This window comes from Streptomyces sp. NPDC090022, assembly GCF_044748145.1.
In the GTDB taxonomy this organism is placed as follows: domain Bacteria; phylum Actinomycetota; class Actinomycetes; order Streptomycetales; family Streptomycetaceae; genus Streptomyces.
In genome coordinates, this window is record NZ_JBIVFN010000014.1 from 55,434 (window position 1) to 76,960 (window position 21,527).

The 21,527-nt window shown below is 75.6% G+C and carries 13 protein-coding genes; 7 read left to right on the plus strand and 6 right to left on the minus strand.

Annotation, left to right across the window (positions count from 1 at the left end; genetic code table 11):
• Positions 1–27: 27 nt before the first annotated feature.
• From ACIPXB_RS23280 to ACIPXB_RS23295, 4 genes are all read right to left on the minus strand, one after another.
• A complete protein-coding gene (locus ACIPXB_RS23280) occupies positions 28–1,365 on the minus strand; it encodes an ABC transporter substrate-binding protein (protein WP_401452873.1) in 1,338 nt (445 codons plus the stop codon).
• Positions 1,366–1,686: 321 nt separating this feature from the next.
• Entirely contained in the window at positions 1,687–2,067 is a 381-nt protein-coding gene (locus ACIPXB_RS23285) for a hypothetical protein (protein WP_401452875.1), read from the minus strand.
• A 155-nt stretch (positions 2,068–2,222) separates the two neighbouring features.
• Positions 2,223–3,143: a serine/threonine dehydratase gene (locus ACIPXB_RS23290; protein WP_401452877.1), complete on the minus strand. Its 921-nt coding sequence runs from the start codon at positions 3,141–3,143 to the stop codon at positions 2,223–2,225.
• A gap of 114 nt (positions 3,144–3,257) precedes the next feature.
• Complete coding sequence (locus tag ACIPXB_RS23295) at positions 3,258–3,899, minus strand: TetR/AcrR family transcriptional regulator (protein WP_401452879.1); 642 nt, start codon at positions 3,897–3,899, stop codon at positions 3,258–3,260.
• Positions 3,900–4,070: 171 nt separating this feature from the next.
• Between ACIPXB_RS23295 and ACIPXB_RS23300 the strand changes: the two genes are divergently transcribed.
• The 6 genes from ACIPXB_RS23300 to ACIPXB_RS23325 all read left to right on the plus strand — a co-directional run bounded on the left by ACIPXB_RS23300 (position 4,071) and on the right by ACIPXB_RS23325 (position 11,119).
• Positions 4,071–5,741: a ricin-type beta-trefoil lectin domain protein gene (locus tag ACIPXB_RS23300; protein ID WP_401452880.1), complete on the plus strand. Its 1,671-nt coding sequence runs from the start codon at positions 4,071–4,073 to the stop codon at positions 5,739–5,741.
• A gap of 277 nt (positions 5,742–6,018) precedes the next feature.
• Positions 6,019–6,339 carry a hypothetical protein gene (locus tag ACIPXB_RS23305; protein WP_401452882.1) on the plus strand — a complete coding sequence of 107 codons (321 nt, stop codon included), beginning with the start codon at positions 6,019–6,021 and terminating at the stop codon, positions 6,337–6,339.
• Positions 6,332–7,363 (plus strand): polyprenyl synthetase family protein, encoded by a 1,032-nt coding sequence (locus ACIPXB_RS23310; RefSeq protein ID WP_401452884.1) that lies wholly within the window; start codon positions 6,332–6,334, stop codon positions 7,361–7,363. Before ACIPXB_RS23305 ends, ACIPXB_RS23310 begins: the two co-directional genes overlap by 8 nt.
• Positions 7,364–7,515: 152 nt before the next feature.
• Positions 7,516–8,703, plus strand: coding sequence for an oxygenase MpaB family protein (locus ACIPXB_RS23315; protein ID WP_401452886.1), 1,188 nt, complete (start codon positions 7,516–7,518; stop codon positions 8,701–8,703).
• Between the two features lie 17 nt (positions 8,704–8,720).
• Complete coding sequence (locus tag ACIPXB_RS23320; protein ID WP_401452887.1) at positions 8,721–10,340, plus strand: molybdopterin-dependent oxidoreductase; 1,620 nt, start codon at positions 8,721–8,723, stop codon at positions 10,338–10,340.
• Between the two features lie 152 nt (positions 10,341–10,492).
• The gene (locus ACIPXB_RS23325) at positions 10,493–11,119 is read left to right on the plus strand and encodes a hypothetical protein (protein WP_401452889.1); all 627 of its coding nucleotides are present in this window, start codon (positions 10,493–10,495) and stop codon (positions 11,117–11,119) included.
• Positions 11,120–11,311: 192 nt separating this feature from the next.
• On the opposite strand, the gene ACIPXB_RS23330 is transcribed toward ACIPXB_RS23325, so the two are convergent.
• A complete protein-coding gene (locus tag ACIPXB_RS23330) occupies positions 11,312–12,568 on the minus strand; it encodes a putative Ig domain-containing protein (RefSeq protein ID WP_401452891.1) in 1,257 nt (418 codons plus the stop codon).
• Positions 12,569–12,762: 194 nt separating this feature from the next.
• Positions 12,763–13,656 carry a LysR family transcriptional regulator gene (locus ACIPXB_RS23335; protein ID WP_401452893.1) on the minus strand — a complete coding sequence of 298 codons (894 nt, stop codon included), beginning with the start codon at positions 13,654–13,656 and terminating at the stop codon, positions 12,763–12,765.
• A 515-nt stretch (positions 13,657–14,171) separates the two neighbouring features.
• Here ACIPXB_RS23335 and ACIPXB_RS23340 point away from each other — a divergent pair.
• Positions 14,172–21,521: an SDR family NAD(P)-dependent oxidoreductase gene (locus tag ACIPXB_RS23340; protein ID WP_401452895.1), complete on the plus strand. Its 7,350-nt coding sequence runs from the start codon at positions 14,172–14,174 to the stop codon at positions 21,519–21,521.
• Positions 21,522–21,527 lie beyond the last annotated feature (6 nt).

A 21,527-nucleotide genomic window follows, 5' to 3' on the forward strand; every position in this document is an offset into this window, starting at 1 on the left:
TGTCGGCCCCGGGGGGCGTGCGCGCGGTCACGAGCGGCCGGCGCCGGCGTGCAGCAGCCGGTTCGCCTCCTCCTGGGCCTTGTTCACCGCCGTCCGCGCGTCCTGCTCCCCCGTGATGGCCTTCTGCACCTCGCGGACGACGGCGTCGCCGACCTGATTGGTCCACTGCACGGGGGTGTTGGCGTCGAGCTGGGCGCCGCGCAGCTGTTCGGCGCCGATCGCGCGGGCGAGGGTCTCGGCGTCCGTGCCGTCGCCCCGGTCCGAGAAGTACGGGTCGTCCAGGCCCTTGGCGTTCGAGGGGTAGATGGTGGCCTGCTTCGAGAAGGCCACCTGGTTGGGGCCGTTGGTGACCCACTTGGCGAACTCGACGGCGGCGTCCGGATGCCGGGTGTCCTTGCGGATGCCGAGGGACTGGGCGTAGATCCCGATGTGGCCGAGGGTGCCGGTGACGGCGCCGGCGACGTGGGTGTCGGCGTAGATCTGCGGGGCGTTGCGCTTGATGTCCTTGACGAAGCCCGGGGAGCCGGGACCGAAGACGAGTTTGCCGCCGCCGTAGAGCTGGTTGACGTCGTCGGCCTTGAGCAGCGATTCCCTGGGCATGGCGCCGGCGGCGTAGAGTTTCTTCATCCGCTCCACCCACGCCACGGCCGCCTCGGTGCCGAAGGTGAACGCGTCCGCCCGGGCGTTGAGGATCGGGATGCCCATCTTCTGCCAGTCCCCGGGCAGGCGGCCCTTGGGGTCGGCCATGAACGCGGCGTACCGGCCGCCGGAGGTGGCGGCGATCCGCTCGGCGTAGTCGAAGAACTGCTCGACGCTGGTCGGCGGCCGGTTCACGTCCAGGCCGGCCTTCGCGAAGAGCTGCTTGTTGTAGGTGAGGATCTCCGGGGTCACGTACCAGGGGTACGCGTAGACGCTCTCGCCCCTGCCGGGGAGCTTGAACTGCTCCCAGGCGCCCGGGACGTAGTCCCCGGCGGCCCCGGGGTCGAGCCGGGCGACGTCGGCGAGCATGCCGCGGTCGCCGAGCAGCTGGAAGGAGTCGGTGGAGAGGTTGACGACGTCCGGCAGGGCCCCGGCCTGCGCGTCGGCGACGAGCTTCTCGTTGTAGCCGTCGCCGGGGACGTCCTCCCACACGACCTCGACGCCCGGGTGCTCCTTCTCGAACGCGTCGATGACGCCCTGGACGTATCCGGTGAACGTGGGCTTCAGCTGGAGGGTGCGGAAGGTGATCTTTCCCGCCACCTCGCCCGTTCTGCGGGCCTCGGGCACCTCCTGCCCGCTCCCGCCGACCCCGCAGGCCGAACCGGCCAGCAGGGCGCCGGCCACCAGGGTGGCGAGGGCCGTACGGGACACCGTGGAACGAGTCATCGTCAGCCGCCTTGGAGGAGTCCCGGCCCCGCTGCCGGAAGGGCGCGGACCACGGTGTCCGCAAAGCGGGATGCCGTCAATGCGGCGGGCGCTCGCGCTGGCCGACACCGCCTCGGTCACCGGCCGCGGACAGCGGATTGCGCGGCCCGCGGACCCCTCCGACGGCCGTACCGGCGACCTGGGCTGATGCGCTTTAGTCGCAAAGCCCCGCGCGGCGGGCCCGATTCCCGGCGGAACCGGTCCCGCCGCCCGAGGTTGACTTCTTATCGACGGTCCGGGAAGGCGTGCACTAATGCGCTTTAGCTCCCGCAGCCCCTACGGCTACTGCATCGCGTACTGGACCTTCTCCGCGAGCTTCCCGTCCTTGTAGCAGAACCGGAAGACCGTCTCCTTGCCGCCCTTGGGGTCCGCGCTGGAGATGTACCACGAGCAGGTCGCGCCGGCCGGCTCGGCCGGGCCGCCGTCCTTGAGGGCGGACTTGATGAAGGTCTCGCCGGTCGGGAGCTTGCCCCGGACCTCGCTCTCGGCGTCGCCGGTCTTGACGGCCTCGTAGACGGCGGGGTCGACGAGCGTCTTGTCGGCGGCGTCCACGATGGCCCCGACACCGAAGAACAGAGCCACGATGATGCCGACGAGGGCCACCAGCCCCACGCCGCATCCGATCAAGCACCCCTTGCGCTGCGCCACTGCCCGTTCCTCCATGCCCTGCTGTCCTGCGATCTGCTGACGTTCAGACCTTCGCAGGGGGGCGGGGCCCCGCGCTGTCCTCCAAAGTCGTACGCCGTACCGACGATCGTCGCCGGGTACGGGCGGTGCCGCCGGACGGGCCCTACAGGTCCTACAGGTCCTCCAGGGCGCTACAGGTCGGAGGGGTCGGTGTTGGCGCCGCACAGGACGACGGCGACCCGCTCGCCCAGGGGTGCGGGAGCCTCGCGCAGGGCCGCGAGGGCGGTGGCGGCGCCGGCCTCGACCACGATCCGGTGCTCCTCCCACAGCGCGCGACGGGCGGCGGCGATGGCCGGGTCCGGGACCAGGACCGATACCACGTCCTCGTGCCGGGCCGCGGCCAGGGCGTCCGCCGAGACCCGGGTCGCGCCGAGCGAGTCCGAGGCGATCGAGTCGACGGTGACGTCCACGGGCCGGCCGGCCTCCAGGGCCGCGTGCAGGGCCCGGCAGTTCTCGGGCTCGGCCGCGACCACCCGTATGCCGTGCGCGCGGGCGGCGGTGGCCACCCCGGCGAACAGCCCGCCGCCGCCCACCGCGACGACCACGGTGTCCAGGTCCGGCAGGCCGGCGCGGATCTCCTCGAGGAGGGTGCCCGCGCCGGCGGCGACGAGCGGGTGGTCGTACGCGTGGCTGCCGAGCGCCCCGCTGCGCGCGGCGAACTCCTCGCAGGCGGCCTGCGCCTCGGCGTACCGCTCCCCCGCCAGTCGTACGTCGGCCCCGTAGCCGCGCAGCCGGTCGACCTTCACGCGCGGGGCGGTCACGGGGAGGAAGACGGTGGCGGGGATGCCGTGGGCGCGGGCCGCCCAGGCGCAGGCGAGGCCCGCGTTGCCGCCCGAGGCGATGGTGACGCCCGCGTCGGGGAGGGCGCCGGCCGCGCGGTGGGCGGCGAGGAAGTTGGCGGCGCCGCGCGCCTTGAAGGAGCCGGTGTGCTGGAGGAATTCCAGGGCGTACCGGACTCCGTCGGCGGCGGGCGCGAGGGCCACGGGGCGGATGTGTCCGGCGATCCGGCCGGCGGCGGCGCGTACGGCGGCGTGGTCGAGCTGCTGTTCCATCGGAGGACTCCACTTCGCGCATCGGGCGGGACACGCTGGACGGACGGGACGGGACGGGCTGGGCGGACGGGACGGGCTGGGCGGGCGGCGCTCCCGGGCCGGGGCCGGGGCCGGTCAGCGGGCTGGGCGGGCGGCCTCGATGAGCTGGCGCAGGGCGCCGTAGTACACCTCGTGATCGGTCAGCGGCGGCAGTACGGCGGCCGTCTCGCCGCCGAGCACGGGGAACTCGGCCGGGTCGAGGGCGGCCAGGGCCGCGCGCGAGGCGGCGGTGGCGGCGGCCGGGTCGCGGTGGTCGACGAAGGCGGCGCTGCCGAGGGTGAGCAGGTACATCCGCCGGTACGCGGTCATGGCCTCGGCCGGGGTCATTCCGGCGGCGACGCTGTCGGCGAGTGCGGGTTCGACCAGGCGGGCGAGCAGCTGCCGGCCGAGCCAGGGGCGGCCGCCGCGCAGCACCAGCAGTCCGGGGTGGGCGGTGAGCAGCTGGTACAGGCCGGTGAAGCGCCGTTCGGTGGCCTCGGCCCAGTCGGTCCCGGCGGGCACCTCGGGGAGCCGGCCGGCGAGGTGTTCGGTGCACAGGTCCAGCAGCCCCGCGAGGTCTCCGCAGCGGCGCTGGACGGTGGCGTGCGAGACGTCGAGCCGGTCGGCGAGGGCGCGGAAGCTCAGGGCGTCCGGCCCTTCCTCGTCGATGAGGCGCAGGGCGGCCACCGCGATCGCCTCGGGGGTGGCGCGGTCCAGGGCGGCTGATCTCCTCGGCATGAGATACACCGTAACATACGGCGTATCATCCAATCCCTCCTCGCCGCGACCGCACCCATATTGCTGGTCATGGCGGCACAAAACACCCTCCCGCGTTGACAGGGAGTAGCCGGACCGGTGCACTGAGCGAACAACAGCCCGTCGGTACGCCCCCCACGTCAAGGAGTCCTCGTGCCGCTTCGCCTGCGCGCGCTTCCCTGCCTGACCGCGTCCGCCCTGCTCGCCGTGGCGCTGGCCGCCGCTCCCTCGGTCGCGGAGCCCACCGCCACCTCGGACACCCCGCTCGCCCTCACCCCGCCGATGGGCTGGAACAACTGGGCGCACTACATGTGCGACATCGACGAGCGGAAGGTCGTCGCGAACGCCGACGCGCTCGTGTCCACGGGGCTCGCCGCCAAGGGCTACGACACGGTGACCGTCGACGACTGCTGGATGGAGAAGCAGCGCGACGCCGACGGCAACCTGGTCGTCGACCGGACGAAGTTCCCGCACGGCATGGCCTGGCTCGGCGACTACCTGCACGCCAAGGGGCTGAAGTTCGGCATCTACGAGGACGCCGGCTTCCTGACCTGCGAGCGCTATCCCGGCAGCGGCACCCCCGACGGCGGCGGGCAGGACCACTTCGCCCAGGACGCGCGGCTGTTCGCGTCCTGGAAGGTGGACTACGTCAAGATGGACGGCTGCAACATGTGGGTGCCGCCGGGCCGGACGAAGGAACAGGCCTACCGCACCGCGTACGAGGCGGTCGCCCGGGCCCTGCGCGACACCGGCCGGCCCATGGTCCTGTCGGCTTCGGCGCCCGCGTACTTCCAGCAGGGCGAGTGGGGCGGCTCCGACTGGCACAAGGTGCTCGGCTGGGTGGGGCAGACGGGCCAGCTGTGGCGCGAGGGCCGTGACATCAAGGTCTACCAGTCGGCCGCGCCCGCGACCTCGCGCTGGAGCTCGGTGCTCGGCAACTACGGCTACAACCGCTGGCTCACCCGCTACGCGGGCCCCGGCAACTGGAACGACCCCGACTTCCTGATCGCCGGGGCGCCCGGCCTGACCGACGCCGAGTCCCGCAGCCAGGTCGCGCTGTGGGCGATGATGGCTGCTCCGTTCATCCTCTCCTCGGACGTCTCCCGGCTCACGCCCGGCGGTCTCGCCGCCCTGGGCAACACCGACCTGATCGCCCTCGACCAGGACCCGCTGGGCCGCCAGGGCGCGGTGGTCTCCGCCGACGGCGGCTCCGACGTCCTGGTACGGCCGCTGGCGGACGGCGACCGCGCCGTCGCCGTGCTCAACCGGACGTCCGCCGCCCGGGACGTGTCGGTGGCGCTGGCCGACATCGGGCTGCGCACCTGCACCGTGACCGCGAAGAACCTGTGGACCGGCCGCAGCGCCGAGGTCTCCAGCGCGCTGACGGCGACGGTGGCCGCGCACGACACGGTGGTGTGGCGGCTGACCCCGCACGGCTGCGCGGAGCCGGTGGCCACCGGGCAGATCACCGGCGACGGCGTCCGGTGCCTCGACGGCCAGAACACCACCGGCGTGGGCGCGGTGGTGCTCTCGGCGTGCACGGGCGGCGCGGACCAGCGGTGGACCCTGGGCGAGGACTCCTCGGTGCGGCTCGGGGACGAGTGCCTCTCGGCCGGCGAGGGCGGCACGGTCGAGCTCGCCGCGTGCGCGGGCGGGCAGGACGGTCAGCGCTGGACGGCGCTGCGCAACGGCACGCTGATCGAGGACGTGGGCGGGCAGTGCCTGCGGGCCCCGGCGGCCGGCGCCACCGGAGCCGCGGCCCGGGTGAGCCTGGCCGCGTGCGGCGACCACCAGGTGGACCAGCTCTGGGCGCTGCCGGTCTGACGGTCGCGCCGAACTCCCGTCCCCGCGCGAAGCGGCAGCCGGGTCCGCCGCGCCGGAAGCCGGGAAAGATCACCCTCCCGTGGGAATCCGGGCACTCGTGAGGGCGACAGTGCCCCGGGCGGTTGGCGCGCGGGGCGGGGCACTCGGTTCACTGACCAGGTGCTGACCAGGGGCGGTCTCCGGAGGGATCCGGCGGCCGCCCCTTGCGATGACCGCGACCGCGGTCACGCGACCACCCGGCCGCGCGGCCGCCCGATCCACAGGAGTGCACCGAGCGATGTCCGAGACCGAGCAGGAGCGTCAGGCCGGGGCCGCGTCGTCCGCCGCCGGCGGATGGGCCCCCGCCGCCACACTGGAGTTGCTGGCCCATCTCGCGGCGGGGGTCGCCGACCTCGCCCTCGACCAGTTACGGCAGTCCGCCGACCGGGCACAGGACGCGATGCGCCGCTCCGATCTGCGCGAGCTGCTCACCGACGGCGTGGTGGAGCTGCGCAAGCGCGGGGAGCTCGCCACGCGGCGGGTCGGCGGCGCCTCCGACAACTACCTGGAGATCATGGCCCGGCGCGCCGCCGAGAAGGCCGGCCGCCCCCGTGCATGACCACGCCGGCTTCAAGGAGCGCATCGACGGCGTGCTGACGGCCCTGGCCGACGAGGAGGAGGCGGCCCTCCTCGCCCTGCACCCCGAACTCCATCCGCTGTCCGAACAGGTGCGGCGCTCCCTGGCGCGCGGCAAACGACTGCGGGCCGCCTTCCTGTACTGGGGGTGGCGGGCGACGGGGCAGCCGGACTGCGAGGGCGCGATCCGGGCGGCCGCCGCGATGGAGCTGGTCCACGCGGCCGCCTGTACGCACGACGACATCATCGACGACAGCCGGATGCGGCACGGCCGGCTCACCGCGCACGCCGCGTTCGCCGCGGCCGGACGGCGCCCGGTCGCCCTCGCGATGATCCTCGGCGATCTGCTGATGGGGTACGCGGGGCACGTCTTCACCACGTGCGGGCTGCCGGGCGGCTACCTCGCCCGGACCGTGCCGCTGTGGTCGACGCTGCTGCGCGAGACCGTGGCGGGCGAGTTCCTGGAGGTGCTGCGCACCGACGCGCCCGCCCGCGAGCCGAGCGTGACGCAGTCGCTGGAGGTGGCCCGCTACAAGACCGCCAAGTACACGGTCGAGCGGCCGCTGCACCTGGGCGCCACCCTCGGCGGCGCCCCCCGCGCCCTGCTGGAGGCCTTCACCGCGTACGGGCTGCCGCTCGGCGAGGCCTTCCAGCTGCGCGACGACCTGCTGGGCACCTTCGGCGAGCCGGACCTGACCGGCAAATCGAACCTGGACGACCTCCGGGACGGCAAACCCACCGCCCTGCTCGCCCTCACCTTGGCGGCGGCGACCGGGGACGAGCGCCGGCTGCTCGGCAAGCTGGTCGGCAATCCCGACCTCGGCGACGAAGAGGCGCGGTCGGTGCGCGAGTTGATGGAGCGCTGCGGGGCGCGCGAGCGCGTCGAGGACATGATCACCCGGCGTATCCACCGGGCCACGGGCGCGCTGGACCTCGTGGCGATGCCGGCCGAGGCGCGTACGGCGCTGCACGAGCTGGCCGGTACGGCGGCCGACCGCGCCCGGTGACGCGGCCAGCCGGGCACCGTGACGCGTTCGGCGGCACCCCGTGACGCGTTCGGCGGCACCCCGTGACGCCGTGGCCGCACGCCGCGCCCCGTGACCGCGGCGGAACGCTCCCGCCGCGACGACGACTTGATCTCGAGAGAACGAGGACCGAAGTGAACCCCACCCCCACCGCCCCGCCGCGCCCCCGCTACGACGACACCGCGCTCGACGCGCTCGCCACCCAGGGCGATCCGCTCGCCGACGAGACCGTGGCCACGATGTTCGCCCGCGGCGAGGTCGGCGACCTCAACACCCTGATGCGGTTCTTCACCACCGCCGGCCACCAGCTGCCCGACCGGATGCCGGCCGCCGCGGCCGCGTACTTCGAGGCCACCTCCGTCCCTCCGTCCTGGGTGGACTGGGACGTGATGGAGCAGGCCCGGCTGTTCTTCATGGACAACGCCGCGCACATCAACACCGGCCTGTCCTTCGCGTCGATGCCCGCCTGCTACGCGATCCCGCGGGTGGCCCGGCTGCTGGCAGCGAGCCACTCCATGGACTACCCCTCGCGGCGGATGGCCAACACCGGCCAGTTCGTGACGTACCTGATGCAGACGAACGCCTTCGAGGACGGCAGCAAGTTCATCCCGGCCGTGCAGAAGGTGCGGCTGCTGCACGCGGCCGTCCGCCACCACCTGCGCGAGGGCGGCCACTGGGACGTCGCCGCGGACGGACTGCCGCTGTCCCAGGAGGACATGATCGGGGGTCAGGTCTGCTTCTCGCTGCTGGTGCTGGACGCCATGCACCGGCTCGGGGTGCACATGAGCGAGGAGGGCGCGGAGGCGTACTTCTACGCGTGGCGGGTGGTCGGAGCGATGCTGGGGTGCGACATGGACTCCGTTCCGCGCGATCTGACGGAGGCGCGCCAGTACACGGACCTGTACCTGATCCGCAATCTCGGGCCGTCGCAGGACGGGGTGCGGCTGAACGCCCAGCTGATGCGGCTGTACGAGGACGTGGTGCCCGGCACCTTCTTCGACCCGATCGTGCCGGCGACCATCCGCTTCCTGGTCGGTGACACGATCGCGGACTGGCTGGAGATCCCGCGCGGCCCCTGGGACGCGGCCGCGAAGGCGGTGCCGGTCGTCCTCGGGCTGCTGGAGACCATCGAGGACAGCAGCCCGCTGGCCGAGTGGGCGATGGACAAGGCCGGCTCGCTGGTCACCGGCTTCGAGCTGGCCTCGCTCACCCGGGGGCGGGTGATGCACCACGCGATCCCGGCGGAACTGAGGACCGACTACGGGGTGAAGCCGCCGCGCACGGGGCGCTGGGTGCCGCCGGCACCGAGCCCGGCGTCCTGACGCGTCATGCTGGAAGGGTGAACGCGGACACGAACGACGTACGGCGGCCCCGGCACCAGCGGGGCCTGGCCGCGCTCGCCGGCCTGGTCGCCGCCTTCGCCGGACTGTGCGCGGCCGAGCCCGCCGCGGCGGCGCTGCGGCCGGAGGCGCGCCCGGTCAGCGCGGTGGGCGCGGTGGTGGTCGACGCGACGCCCGAGGCCGTGAAGCAGTGGGCGATCCGCCAGTTCGGAACCGCCGACAAACTGGTGCTGACGGTGGGGATCGTCGTCCTGCTGGCCGTCGTCGCCGCCGCGGCCGGCCTGCTGGCCCTGCGCCGCCGCGCGGCCGGTGCGGCGGTGGCCCTGGCGTTCGGGGCGGCGGGCGCGGCGGCCGCGGCCACCCGCCCCGGGGCGACCTGGCGCGACGCTCTGCCGTCCCTGGTCGCCGGGGCGGTCGCGGCGGCGGTGCTCTGGCTCCTGTCCACGGCCCTGACCCGGCCCGTCCCCGGGCCCGCCCCCCGGCCCACCGGAAGCGGGGCCGGCGCGCGGGGGGCCTGGGCCGTGGACCGGCGGGGGTTCGGCCGGCTGGCGGCCGGAGCCGTCGCGCTGTCGGCGGCCGCCGGGTTCGCCGGGCGGCGGCTCGGCGCGTACGGCTCGGCGGACGCGACCGCCTCCCGGGCCGGGCTGCGGCTGCCGCCGCCCGCGGTACCGGCCGGCCCGGTACCGCCCGGCGCCGACCTGCGGGTGCCCGGCACCCAGCCGTATCTCACCCCCAACCCCGACTTCTACCGCGTCGACACCGCCCTGGTCGTGCCCCGGATCGACGCCGGCACCTGGCGGCTGCGCATCGAGGGCGACGGGGTCCGCACCCCCCTCACGCTGACGCTTCCGGAGCTGCTCGACCGCCCCCTGGTCGAGCGGGACATCACGCTGACCTGCGTGTCCAACGAGGTCGGGGGGCCGTACGCGGGCAACGCGCGCTGGCTCGGCGTACGCCTGGCGGACCTGCTGCGCGAGGCCGGGGTGCGGCCGCCGTCGCAGGGCGGTCCGGCGGACCAGCTGGTGGCGCGCTCGGTGGACGGGATGACGATCGGCACGCCCGTCGAGACGGTGATGGACGGCCGCGAGGCGCTGCTGGCGGTCGGGATGAACGGTGAACCGCTGCCGTTCGCGCACGGCTTCCCCGTCCGCATGGTGGTGCCGGGCCTGTACGGCTACGTGTCGGCGTGCAAGTGGCTGCGCGAGCTGCGGCTGACGTCCTTCGACGCGTACGACGCGTACTGGGTGCGCCGCGGATGGGCGGCCCAGGCCGTGATCAAGACGCAGGCGCGGATCGACACCCCGCGCGCCTTCTCCTCGCCCCGCGCGGGACGCGTGGCGGTGGCCGGGGTGGCGTGGGCGCAGCACCGGGGCATCGAGCGGGTCGAGGTACGGGTCGACGGCGGCCCCTGGCACGAGGCCCGGCTCGGGGCGGCGGACGGCACCGACACCTGGCGGCAGTGGGTGTGGCCGTGGGAGGCGACCCCGGGCCGCCACACCCTGGAGGTCCGGGCGACGGACGGCACGGGCGCCGTACAGACGGAGCACCGCGCGCCCCCCGCCCCGGACGGGGCGAGCGGCTGGCACGCGGTGACGGTCACGGTCGCGGACGGCTCCTGACCGGCGCCACGGACGGAAGCCGGGCTCCGGGACGGATCCCGGGCGACTCCTTGCCGGGCGCGCGACGGCCGCTCGATGATGGGCCTGCCCGGGTCGCATCGGACGGGTGCACGCGGACGGGAACGGGAACGGGCGGACCGACGGGGGACGACATGCTGGCGAGGGAATTCGGGTATCAGGTCGCGGCGCGGCCCGCGCTGTTACAGACGCCGGGCGCGGCGGCCGCGTTACGGGCGACGTGGCAGGCACGCAAGTCCAAGACGTGGGGGCCGGGCACCACCACCCTCCTGGTTCTCTGTGTCGCGCTCCTCGTGATCACGTTCGCCGCGACGCACCTCCTCATCGGCCTGGCCGTCGCGGTGTTCTTCGCCGGTCTCGGGGTGTGGGCGTCGTCCCGTATGCGCAAGCCGCTGGCCAACGCGGAGGAGGTGCTCCGGACGCAGCCCTGGCAGGTGTGGCCCGCCCGGGTCGTCACCACGGGCGACAAGAACTGGCCGCACGGGCTGCATCTGCTGGCGCCCGACCGGACGGTGGCGGCGGCGTTCGTCTGCCGGATGCCCGAGGACGTGTGGCGGGGCATGACCGACGGCCGGGGCCTGGTGTGGTTCTGCGGCGACCTGCGCTTCCTGTGCGTGGCCGCCGCCCCCGGCGGCAGCCCGGCGTGGGAGGCCTTCCCCGCGGCGCTGCCGGCGCAGCCCGTGGGCGGCGGGACCGGCGGGCTGGAGGACGAACTGGTCCGGGAGGCCGCCCGGGCCGCCGTCTGGAACCTGCTCCAGTAACCGCGCGCCGCCGTGGCGCGCCCCCGGCCATGGGGACGGATCGCACCGGCTCCACCGCGTGCGAAGTCACCTGCGAGGCGAAGGACGTCGAGCGGCACCGCGCTCACGTAGGCGCCTGTCCGTCGGGGCTGCCGTCCGGGGAGCGGTCGCCGGGACCGCTCCCCGGTGGGGCAAGGGCGTTCGTCCGGTGGGTCAGAACCAGGTGAGGGTGAGGGGGAAGGTGGTGGTGGCGGTGGCTCCGGTGGAGTCGGTGACGGTGGTGGTGATCTGGAGGGTGCCGCTGCCCCAGGGTTTGCCGCTGATGCGGCCGGTGGTGGCGTCGATGGTCAGGCCCCAGGGCAGGCCGGTGGCGGTGTGGCGCAGGGGCGGCCTGCCGCCGGTGGCGGTGATCTGGATGGTGCAGGACTGGTTGAACGTGCAGGTCTGCGGGCCCGGGTTGACGACCTTCAGATCACCGGGCGTCGGGGTGGGGGTCGGCGTGGGCGTCGGGGTCGGGGTCGGGGTGCCGGTGCAGCCCGGGGTGGCCTCGGGCGGCAGCGGGACCCGCCAGATCTGGGGGTCGTTCTCCGAGCCGACCAGCAGGGAGGTGCAGTCGGCGTACGTGAGGGTCTCGCCCTGGGACTGGGCCGGCAGGGCGACGTCGGCGAGCTTGGTACCGGAGGTGTCGTACACGGAGGCGGTGTTGGCGCCGAGCGGGCCGCCGCTGCGCAGCGCGTACGAGGCGCCGGAGGGCGAGAAGGCGCCGTCGGTGGCGAAGACGGGGCCCGGCCGGACGGCGGTGAGGGTGTTGACCCGGTCGGGCTGCGGCGGCAGCGGGGCCTCGTACAGCCGGCCCGCCGCGCCGATCAGTTTGCTCGCGACGTACCACTGGCCGGTGACCGGGTCGGCGAGCAGGGACTCGGCGTCGTGCCGGCCGTCGGCGTACGCGAAGCGGTACGAGGTCGGCGTCACGGTGGCGTTGGCGAGGGTGTCGGGTTCGGGGAAGGCGTGGACGGTGATCTCGGCGCGGCCGCTGAGGTTGTCGCCGATGTCGCCGACCAGGACGGTCGCCCGGCCGGTGGCGTCCTGCCCGAGGGCCAGGCCCTCCCAGTCGGTGTTGGCGGCGCCGGAGACGGTGAGGGTGGCCCGCAGCCGCCCGACGGCGGTGGAGCAGTCGACGGCGAAGACCTGGTTGGTGTTGCCGCTGTCGTTGACGGCGTAGAAGACGCCGGGGTGCTTACGGCTCATGGCCAGGCCGCTGAGCTCGGCCAGGCCGCCGGGCAGCGTGCACTTCTTCTCCGGCGCGAGGGCGGCGGCCGTGAGGTCCGCGCCCGCGGCGGCGTGGGCCGGGCCCGGCCGCGGGACCTGCGCGGCGGAGGCGGTGGTCATCAGGGCGACCGCCGGCAGCGTCGCCGCGAGGGCCGCGGTCAGCAGGGCGGCGGCCCAGGGGGGTGTGAGGAGTCGGGGCATACCCCCAAGGTGACGGCTCGTCAGCAGCGAGGCCAGGGGGAGCCGTCCCCTCTTCGAACATGGTTCAATGCCGGGACGGCATGACTACGGCGCCCGGCGGCACGTTCCGGTCGGCGCCCCCGGTCGGCTTCCGGTCGGCGTTCCGGTGGGTGTTCCGGTCGGCGTTCCGGTGGGTGTTCCGGCCAGCGTTCCGGTCAGCGCGCGGGTTCCCGTACGGGAGCGTTGTGCCGGGCGTGGGCGATGAACGCGCGGGCGGCCCGGCTGAGCGGGCGCCGGGCGTGCGCGATGCCCACCGGGCGCAGCAGCGGAGGGGTGAAGGAGCGGATCTCCGCGCGGTGGCCGAAGGCCCTGAGCACCACGTCCCGGTACCAGATGAGCGAACCGCGGCCGTCGGTCACGCCGGTCACCCAGGCGAGGCGCTCGTCGACCTCCAGCGTCGGTACGGGGCGCACGCCGAGGCAGCTGAACATCGCCTCCATCTCGGTGCGGCGGCCCGTACCGGGGGTGGGCAGCACCATCGGCAGCCCGTCGAGCGCGCGGAAGGGCACCGGATCGGGTAAGGCGGAACCGAGGGGTGAAATCAGGACGACTTCACGCTCCTGGATGTGATGCGTGGACAGTTCCTTGTCGATGGGCAGGTCCACGAGCGCCAGCTCCGAGCGGCCTTCGGTGAGTTCCAGCACCACGGCCTCGCGGCTGCCGCACTGGTTGAGCCGCACTTCCACGCCGGGATGTCGCATGGTGAAGTCCGGAACCAGGTCGACGGCCAGGTCGAGGGCGAGGGTGGGGGTGGCGACGACGGCGAGGGTGGCCCGCGCGTTCCTGCCGTGCGCCGCCCCGATGTCGTCGATCGCCTCGACGGCGTCGAGCACGGTACGGGCGAGGCGCACCACGCGGGCGCCCTCGGGGGTGAGATCCACTCCCCTGCCCCGGCGGGCGAGGAGTTCGACGCCCAGGTCACGCTCCATGGCCTGGACGGCCCGGGAGAGGGCGGACTGCGCGACGAAGACCGAGGCCGCCGCGCTCGTGATCGAGCGACAGTCGGCGACGGCGACCAGGTAGCGAAGCTGCGCGAGTGTGGGGGTCATGCCCGGAAGGTAACGGCGGGACCGTTCCGCTGTAAGGGCCGCAAGGTGAACAACCGTCCGCTTCACCGGCAACCTTCATGCCCGGTCGGCTCCGAGGCATACCGCTGCGGCATGACACGGCTTCCGACGCTCCGTACGGCCGGCCGCCCGGCCCCATGTGAACCTCGGGTAACACCGCAGGCCACCGCCGCGGAAGGGGATCCGCCGCGGCCGTCCGGGCGACCTTGGCCGGAGTCCGGGGGGCGATAGAACACGTTCTGCGCCGCCGTTGACACTGAACGGCGGTCACCGCACGATTCATCGCGGCATCAGGGACATTGACCACTGCTCAAGCCCGCTCTCCACGGCGGGCCGCCCGGCCACCCGAGCCCCCGCATCCCGGCGGTGCGGCTCGCGTACCCCCCGCATACCCCCTGCGTACCCCCGCTCCGCGCCGCGCCGCACCCCGTCCCCCCGTGCAGTAGCGCGCCGTGACATGTGACACCGCACCGGATTGCACCGGAAGAGGAGCGCCCGTGACCCCCACGCCCGCCGAGTCCGCCCCCGTCTCCGTCCCCGTCCCCATCTCTGCCCCCGTTCCCTCCCACGTTTCCGCCCCCGCTTCCGCCTCCGACCCCGCCTCCGACCGCGATCTCGTCGTCGCGCTCAGCCCCTTCGAGGAGCCGGGCGCCCGCGTCGTCGCGGCCGCGGCCCGGGCCGGGGCACTCGGCCTGCTCGATCTCGGCCGGGATCCCGCCGCCGCCCGGCAGGCCTTCGCCGAGCTGGCGCGCCGGCTGGGCCGCCCGTACGGGGTGCGCGTCCCGGCGTTCTGCCCGCTCGGGCCCGGGGAGCTGCCCGGGGCCGTGGACACCGTACTGCTGGCCGATCCGGACCGGTACGGCGAGGCGCCCGCCTGGGCGGACGGCGGACGGCGCCGCGTGTGGGCCGAGGTCACCGGGCCACGGGAGGCCCTGGCCGCGGTGGCGGCCGGAGCGGACGGGCTCGTGGCCAAGGGCCACGAGGCCGGCGGCCGGGTGGCCGGGAGCACCACGTTCGTCCTGCTCCAGCAGCTGCTGTCGGACCCGCGCATCGGGGTCCCGGTGCGGGCCCTGGGCGGTATCGGCCCGCACACCGCCGCCGCGGCGGTGGCGGGCGGCGCGGCGGGGGTGGTGCTCGACGTCCAACTGGCCCTGACCACCGAGGGCGAGGCGGAGCTGCCCGCCGACGTGGTGGCCGCGCTGCGGGCCATGGACGGCTCCGAGACCCGGGTGACGGACGGGCACCGCGTCTACACCCGGCCCGGGCTGGCCCGGCCCACCGGGCCCGTCGCCGGGCTGCTGGGCGCGCGGGGCCTGGAGCGGCAGCCGCTGCCCGTGGGCCAGGACGGCGCGGCGGCGGCCCGGCTGGCGCGGCGGTACCGGACCACGGGCGCGGTCGTGCAGGCCGTACGGGCGGCCGTCACCGGGCATCTGGCCGACGCCGTACGGGCCCGGCCGCTGCGACCGCTCCCGACGGACCGTCACCTCCCGCTGGCACAGGGCCCCATGACACGGGTCAGTGACCAGGCGGCGTTCGCGCAGGCCGTCGCGGCGGAGGGCGGCGTGCCGTACCTGGCGCTGGCGGTGATGCCGGGCCCGGACGTCGCGCGGCTCCTCGCGGAGACGGCCGAGCGGCTGGGGGACCGGCCCTGGGGCGTGGGGCTGCTCGGCTTCGCGCCGCCCGAGCTGCGCCGGGAGCAGCTGGCGGCGGTGGCCGGGGTGCGGCCGCCGTACGCGATCATCGCGGGCGGCACCCCGGCGCAGGCGGCGCCGCTGGAGGCGGCCGGGACGCGTACCCATCTGCACGTGCCCTCGCCCGGGCTGCTGGAGCAGTATCTGGCCGAAGGGGCGCGCCGGTTCGTCTTCGAGGGGCTGGAGTGCGGTGGCCATGTCGGGCCGCGCGCCTCCTTCCCGCTCTGGGAGGAGCAGATCGAACGGCTGCTGGGCTGCGGTGACGTGGCCGCGCTGGACGTGCTGTTCGCGGGCGGCATCCATGACGCGCGGTCCGCGGCGATGGCGGCCGCGGCCGCCGGGCCGCTCGCCGGGGCCGGCGCGCGGGTCGGGGTCCTGATGGGGACGGCGTACCTGTTCACGGCGGAGGCGGTGGCCGCCGGGGCGGTCCTGCCCGGGTTCCAGCAGGCCGCACTGGACTGCGAGGAAACGGTTCTTCTGCATACGGCGCCGGGCCATGCCACGCGGTGCGCCGACACCCCGTACGCGGACACGTTCGAGGCCACCCGGCAGCGGCTGGCGCAGTCCGGGACCGCGCCCCGCGAGGTGTGGGAGGAGCTGGAGCGGCTGAACCTCGGCCGGCTGCGCATCGCGAGCAAGGGGCTGCGGCACGGCGAGGACGGCCGGCCGGTGCCGGTGGACGAGGAGGTCCAGCGCACGGACGGGCTGTTCATGATCGGCCAGGCGGCGACGCTGCGCCGGGCCACCACCACGGTCGCCGAACTGCACGCCGAGGTCGGCGAGGGCGCCACGGAGCTGCTGGAGCGGCGGGCCCGGGAACTGGCCGCGCCCACCGCGCCGGCGGCCGCCCACGGGCCGGTCCCCGACCCGCTCGACATCGCCGTCGTCGGCATGGCCTGCGCCTACCCGGGCGCGCCGGACGTCGACCGGTTCTGGGCGCAGGTCGTGGCCGGGACGGACGCGGTGACCGAGGTGCCCGCCGAGCGCTGGGACCCGGAGCTGTACTACGACGCCGACCCGGCGCGGGCCGGTGAGCGCACCCCGTCGCGGTGGGGCGGCTTCCTGGCACCGCTGCCCTTCGACGCCCTCGCGCACGGTATCCCGCCCGCCTCGCTCGCCGGGATCGAACCGGTCCAGCTGCTGGCCCTGGAGATCTCGGCGCGGGCCCTGGACGACGCCGGCTACGGCAAGGGGCGCGACTTCGACCGCTCCCGCACCTCGGTGGTGTTCGGCGCGGAGGCCGGGACCGAGCTGGCCGGCGCGTACGGGCTGCGCGCCCTGCACCCCTCCTACCTCGGCGAGCTGCCGCCCGGGCTCGACGAACAGCTGCCCCGGCTCACCGAGGACTCCTTCCCCGGGATCCTGGCCAACGTGATCGCGGGCCGGGTCGCCAACCGGCTCGACCTGGGCGGCGCGAACTGCACCGTGGACGCGGCCTGCGCGTCCTCGCTGGCCGCCCTGGACCTGGCCTGCCGTCAGCTGCGCGACGGCGACAGCGACATGGTGCTGTGCGGCGGCGCCGACGTGCACAACGGGATCAACGACTACCTGATGTTCGCCTCGGTACGGGCCCTCTCCCCCACCGGGCGCTGCCGGCCCTTCGACGCGAGCGCCGACGGGATCGCGCTCGGCGAGGGCGTGGGCGCGCTGGTCCTCAAGCGGCTGGCGGACGCCGAACGCGACGGCGACCGGGTGTACGCCGTGATCAAGGGGGTCGGCGCATCCAGCGACGGCCGCTCGCTCGGGCTCACCGCGCCCCGGCCGGAGGGCCAGCGCCGGGCGCTGGACCGGGCGTACGAGCGGGCCGGGATCAGCCCCGGCGAGGTAGGTCTCCTGGAGGCGCACGGCACGGGCACGGTGGTGGGCGACTCCACCGAACTGGCCGTTCTGACCGACCTGTTCACCGAGGCCGGGGCACCGGAGGGCAGCTGCGCCCTCGGATCGGTGAAGTCGCAGATCGGCCACACCAAGTGCGCGGCCGGGCTGGCCGGGCTGATCAAGGCGGCGCAGGCGGTGCACACCGGGGTCCGGCCGCCGACCCTGCACGTGGCGGAGCCCAACCCGGCGTGGCGCGACGGTGCCGGTCCGTTCGTCTTCGACACCGACGCCCGGCCGTGGCCGGTGCCGGTGGAGCAGCGGGTGGCGGGCGTCAGCGCGTTCGGCTTCGGCGGCACCAACTACCATGCGGTGCTCGCCGGTTACGGCGGAGCGCCGGAGCCGGCCCACGGGCTGCGGGACTGGCCTGCGGAGCTGTTCTGCTTCCGCGGCACCGACCGGCGGGCGGCGGGCCGGGCGATGGCGCGGCTCGCGGCCCGGCTGGAGGAGAACGACGCCGCCGGGCGGCCGTGGGCGCTGCGGGACCTGGCGGCGGAGGCCGCGGCCGGCGGCTCCGGCCCGGTGCGGGTGGCCGTCGTGGCGGCGGACCTGGACGAGCTGGCGGAACGGCTGGAGCGGGCGCGCGCCTTCACCGCGGGCGACGGGGTGCACGTACGGGCCGAGTCGGCCGACCCCGGGCAGGTCGCCTTCCTCTTCCCCGGCCAGGGCAGTCAGCGGCCGGGCATGCTGGGCGGGCTGTTCATGGCGTTCCCGGCGCTGCGGCAACTGCTGGACGGGGCGCCCGAGGTGGCCGCGGCGCTCTTCCCGCCGTCGGCGTTCACGGCCGGGGCGAAGGCGGAGCAGCGGGCCGCCGTGACCGACACGCGGATCGCGCAGCCGGCGCTGGGGCTGGCCGGGGCGGCGGCGTACCTGCTGCTCTCGGCGGCCGGGGTACGGCCGGACTGCGTGGCCGGGCACTCGTACGGCGAACTGACCGCCCTGTGGGCGGCGGGTGCCTACGACACCGACACCCTGCTGCGGCTGAGCACCCGGCGGGCGGAGGCGATCGTGGCGGCGGCCGGCGACGCCCCCGGGACGATGGCGGCGGTGGCCGCCGCGCCGGAGGAGATCCGGGACCTCGTGACGCGGTCCGGCTGCGCCGTGGCGAACCACAACGGGCCCCGCCAGACGGTGATCTCCGGCCCGGCGCAGGCGGTGGACGCGGCGGTCGCGGCCCTGCGCACGGCCGGATTCGGTGCCGACCGGATCCCGGTGGCGTGCGCCTTCCACAGCGAGGTGGTGGCGGGAGCCTCCGCCGCCCTCGCCGACGAGCTGGCCGGGACGGTGGTTGCCGACGCCTCCGTCCCGGTCTGGTCCAACACGACGGCCCGGCCGTATCCGGCGGACCCGGACGGCGTACGCGAACTGCTGGCCCGTCAGCTGGCCGAACCGGTCCGGTTCGTGGAGCAGATCGAGGCCATGTACGCGGCCGGGGTACGGACGTTCGTGGAGGCGGGCCCCGGGCGCGTGCTGACCTCCCTGGTCGGCCGGATCCTGGGCGAGCGCCCGCACACGGTGGTCCCGCTGGACGTACCCGGCGAACCGGGGCTGGTCCGGCTGCTGAACGCGCTCGCCGAACTGGCGGCGGCGGGCGTGCCGGTCACCCCCGACCCCCTCTTCCGGGGCCGCACGGCCCCGCTCCCGGACCGCGCCCCGCGTCAGCCGGGCTGGCTGGTCGACGGCCACCTGGTACGGACGGCGGACGGCGCCCCGGTGGCGGGCGGCCTGCGCCCGGCGACGCGGGTGGCGCCCGTGGCGGGGGTGATGCCCGTGGCGGGGGTGATGCCCGTGGTGGGGGTGACGCCCGTGGCGGGGGTGACGCCCGTGGCGGGGGCGGCGCCCGTGGCGGGGGCGGCGCCCGTGGCGGGCGTGGCCGGGGGCGGGGTGGCCGGGGGCGGGGTGGCCGGGGGCGGGGTGGTGCCGGCGGGCACCGGCCCGGCGGCCGCGATCGGCTCGGTTCCGGCCGGCCCGGTTCCGCCGCGGGGCGGGGGCGGCGCCGACCGGCGCGAGGAGACGGTCATGGAGTACCTGCGGGGGATGCGCGAACTCATCGCCGCCCAGCGGGACGTACTCCTGGGGTACCTGGGCGCGGACCCGGCGCCCCGGCCGGCCGCACCGCCGGCCCCCGTGTGGTCGGTCCCCCTCGACGCCACGACGACGATGCCGGACTACGGCGCCGGGACGGGTGCCGCTTCCGGTGCCGACGCCGGCATGACGGGTTCCGGCCCTGGCGCGGGCGTGCGGGCACCGGCCGGCGGGGCGGCGGACGCCCCCGTGGCCCGGACGGCGGCGGAGGTCATGGACATCGTCCTCGACATCGTGCACACGCGCACCGGCTACCCCCTGGACATGCTCGAACCCGAGCTGGACCTGGAGGCCGACCTCTCCATCGACTCCATCAAGCGCGTCGAGATCATCGGAGCCCTGGCCGACCGCATCGGCCTGTCCCGCGAGCCCGGGGACTCCGCCGAGTCGGCCGTGGAGGAGCTCGCGCGGATCAAGACGCTGCGCGGGATCGTCGACTGGCTCACCGCCCACCACGCACCCCGGCCGGAACCGGCACCGCAGCCCGCACCGGCACCGGGGCCGGCGCTGGACAGCACGGTGCGGGACACCCGGGACACCGCCTCCCCCGGCGGCGTGGCAGCGCCCGATGACCCGCCGGCGCCCACCACGCCCGTACGGCGGCTGCGCGTCGAGGCCGTGGCACTGGACGCGCCGCGGTCCCGGGACGCCGGGGAGGCGCTCGGCGGGCGGCTGTTCGGGGTGGTCGAGGACGGGCAGGGCGTGGCGCTCGCGCTGACCGGCCTGCTCCGGGCGCACGGCGCCGAGGTCCGTCCGCTCACCGAGGGCGCGCTGGCCGGGACCACCGACACGGACGGCGCCTCCGACGGGCCCGACGCGCCGGACGGGATCGGCGGGCTCGACGGACTCGGCGGACTCGGCGGGCTCGACGGGCTCGGCGGGCTCGACGGGCTCGGCGGGCTCGACGGGCTCATCGATCTGAGCGCCCTGCGGCCCGGACCGCATCCGGTGCTGCCCGACACCTTCCCCGGGCTGAAGCGGGCCCTGACCGGCGGCGTGCGGTGGCTGCTGCTGGTCACCGGCGCGGGCGACAGCGCCGCGGACCCCGTCCCGGGCGCAGGGCTGCACGGCTTCGCGCGCAGCGCCGCCATCGAGTACCCGGGCGCGCTGGTGCGCGCCGTGGACGTGGCCCCCAAGGACCGTACCGAGCGGATCGCGCAGCAGCTGCTGGCCGAGCTCTGCGCGCCGGAGGAACCCGCCTCCGTCGGGTACACCGCGGAGGCCCGCCGCCACGCCCGCCAGGCGGTGCCCGCACCCCTGCTCCCGGCCGGCGGCTCCTTGCCCCTGGACAGCGGCTCCGTCGTCCTGCTCACCGGTGGGGCCCGCGGTATCACCGCCCGCACCGCCCGGGCGCTCGCCCGGGCCACCGGCTGCCATGTCGAGCTGATCGGCCGCACTCCGCTGCCCGCGGCGGACGAGGACGAGTTCCCGCACGCCGGGGACCGGGTCGCCCTCCGGGCCGCGCTCATCGCGAACGGGCTGCGCGCGCCCTCGGCCATCGAGGCCGCGGCGAGCCGGATCCTCGCCGGGCGCGAGGTCCGGGCCACGCTCGCCGCGCTCGAGGGCACCGCCGCCTCCGTCCGCTACCACTGCGCCGACGTCACCGACGAGGCGGCCGTACGGGCGGTCGTCGCGGACGTACGGGCCCGGCACGGGCGGCTGGACGGCATCGTGCACGGCGCCGGCACGCTGCGCGACGCGCTGCTGTGCGACAAGGAACCGGCCGCCTTCACCGAGGTGTTCACCACCAAGGTGGCCGGTGCCCGGCACCTGGCCGCCGCGGCCGCCGAGCACGGCGCGGCTCCCGCGCCCGGGTTCCTGGTCCTCTTCGGCAGTGTCGCGGGCGTGTACGGCAACCGCGGCCAGTGCGACTACGCCGCCGCCAACGACGCGCTGGACGGCCTGGCGCACTCCTGGGCGGAGTCCTTCCCGGGCCGGGTCCTGGCCGTGGACTGGGGCCCGTGGGCGGCGGAGGCGGGCGGGATGGTCACGCCGGAGCTGGAGCGGGCCTACGCACGGCGCGGCATCCCGCTGATCGCGCCGGACGCGGGCACGGAGGCCTTCCTGGCCGAACTCGCGCACCGTCTGGGCGGTGGCGACGGCGACGGCGGCGATGCCCACGGCGACGTCCAGGTGGTCCTCATGGCGGCCGACGACGACACGGACGCAGAGCCGGAGAGGAACGGCCGTGGCTGACCGGCG

Coding starts and splice junctions, on each gene's coding strand:
- ACIPXB_RS23280 (WP_401452873.1), bottom strand. CDS start 1,365: ATGACTCGTTCCACGGTGTCCCGTACGGCCCTCGCCACCCTGGTGGCC.
- ACIPXB_RS23285 (WP_401452875.1), bottom strand. CDS start 2,067: ATGGAGGAACGGGCAGTGGCGCAGCGCAAGGGGTGCTTGATCGGATGC.
- ACIPXB_RS23290 (WP_401452877.1), bottom strand. CDS start 3,143: ATGGAACAGCAGCTCGACCACGCCGCCGTACGCGCCGCCGCCGGCCGG.
- ACIPXB_RS23295 (WP_401452879.1), bottom strand. CDS start 3,899: ATGCCGAGGAGATCAGCCGCCCTGGACCGCGCCACCCCCGAGGCGATC.
- ACIPXB_RS23305 (WP_401452882.1), top strand. CDS start 6,019: ATGTCCGAGACCGAGCAGGAGCGTCAGGCCGGGGCCGCGTCGTCCGCC.
- ACIPXB_RS23325 (WP_401452889.1), top strand. CDS start 10,493: ATGCTGGCGAGGGAATTCGGGTATCAGGTCGCGGCGCGGCCCGCGCTG.
- ACIPXB_RS23330 (WP_401452891.1), bottom strand. CDS start 12,568: ATGCCCCGACTCCTCACACCCCCCTGGGCCGCCGCCCTGCTGACCGCG.
- ACIPXB_RS23335 (WP_401452893.1), bottom strand. CDS start 13,656: ATGACCCCCACACTCGCGCAGCTTCGCTACCTGGTCGCCGTCGCCGAC.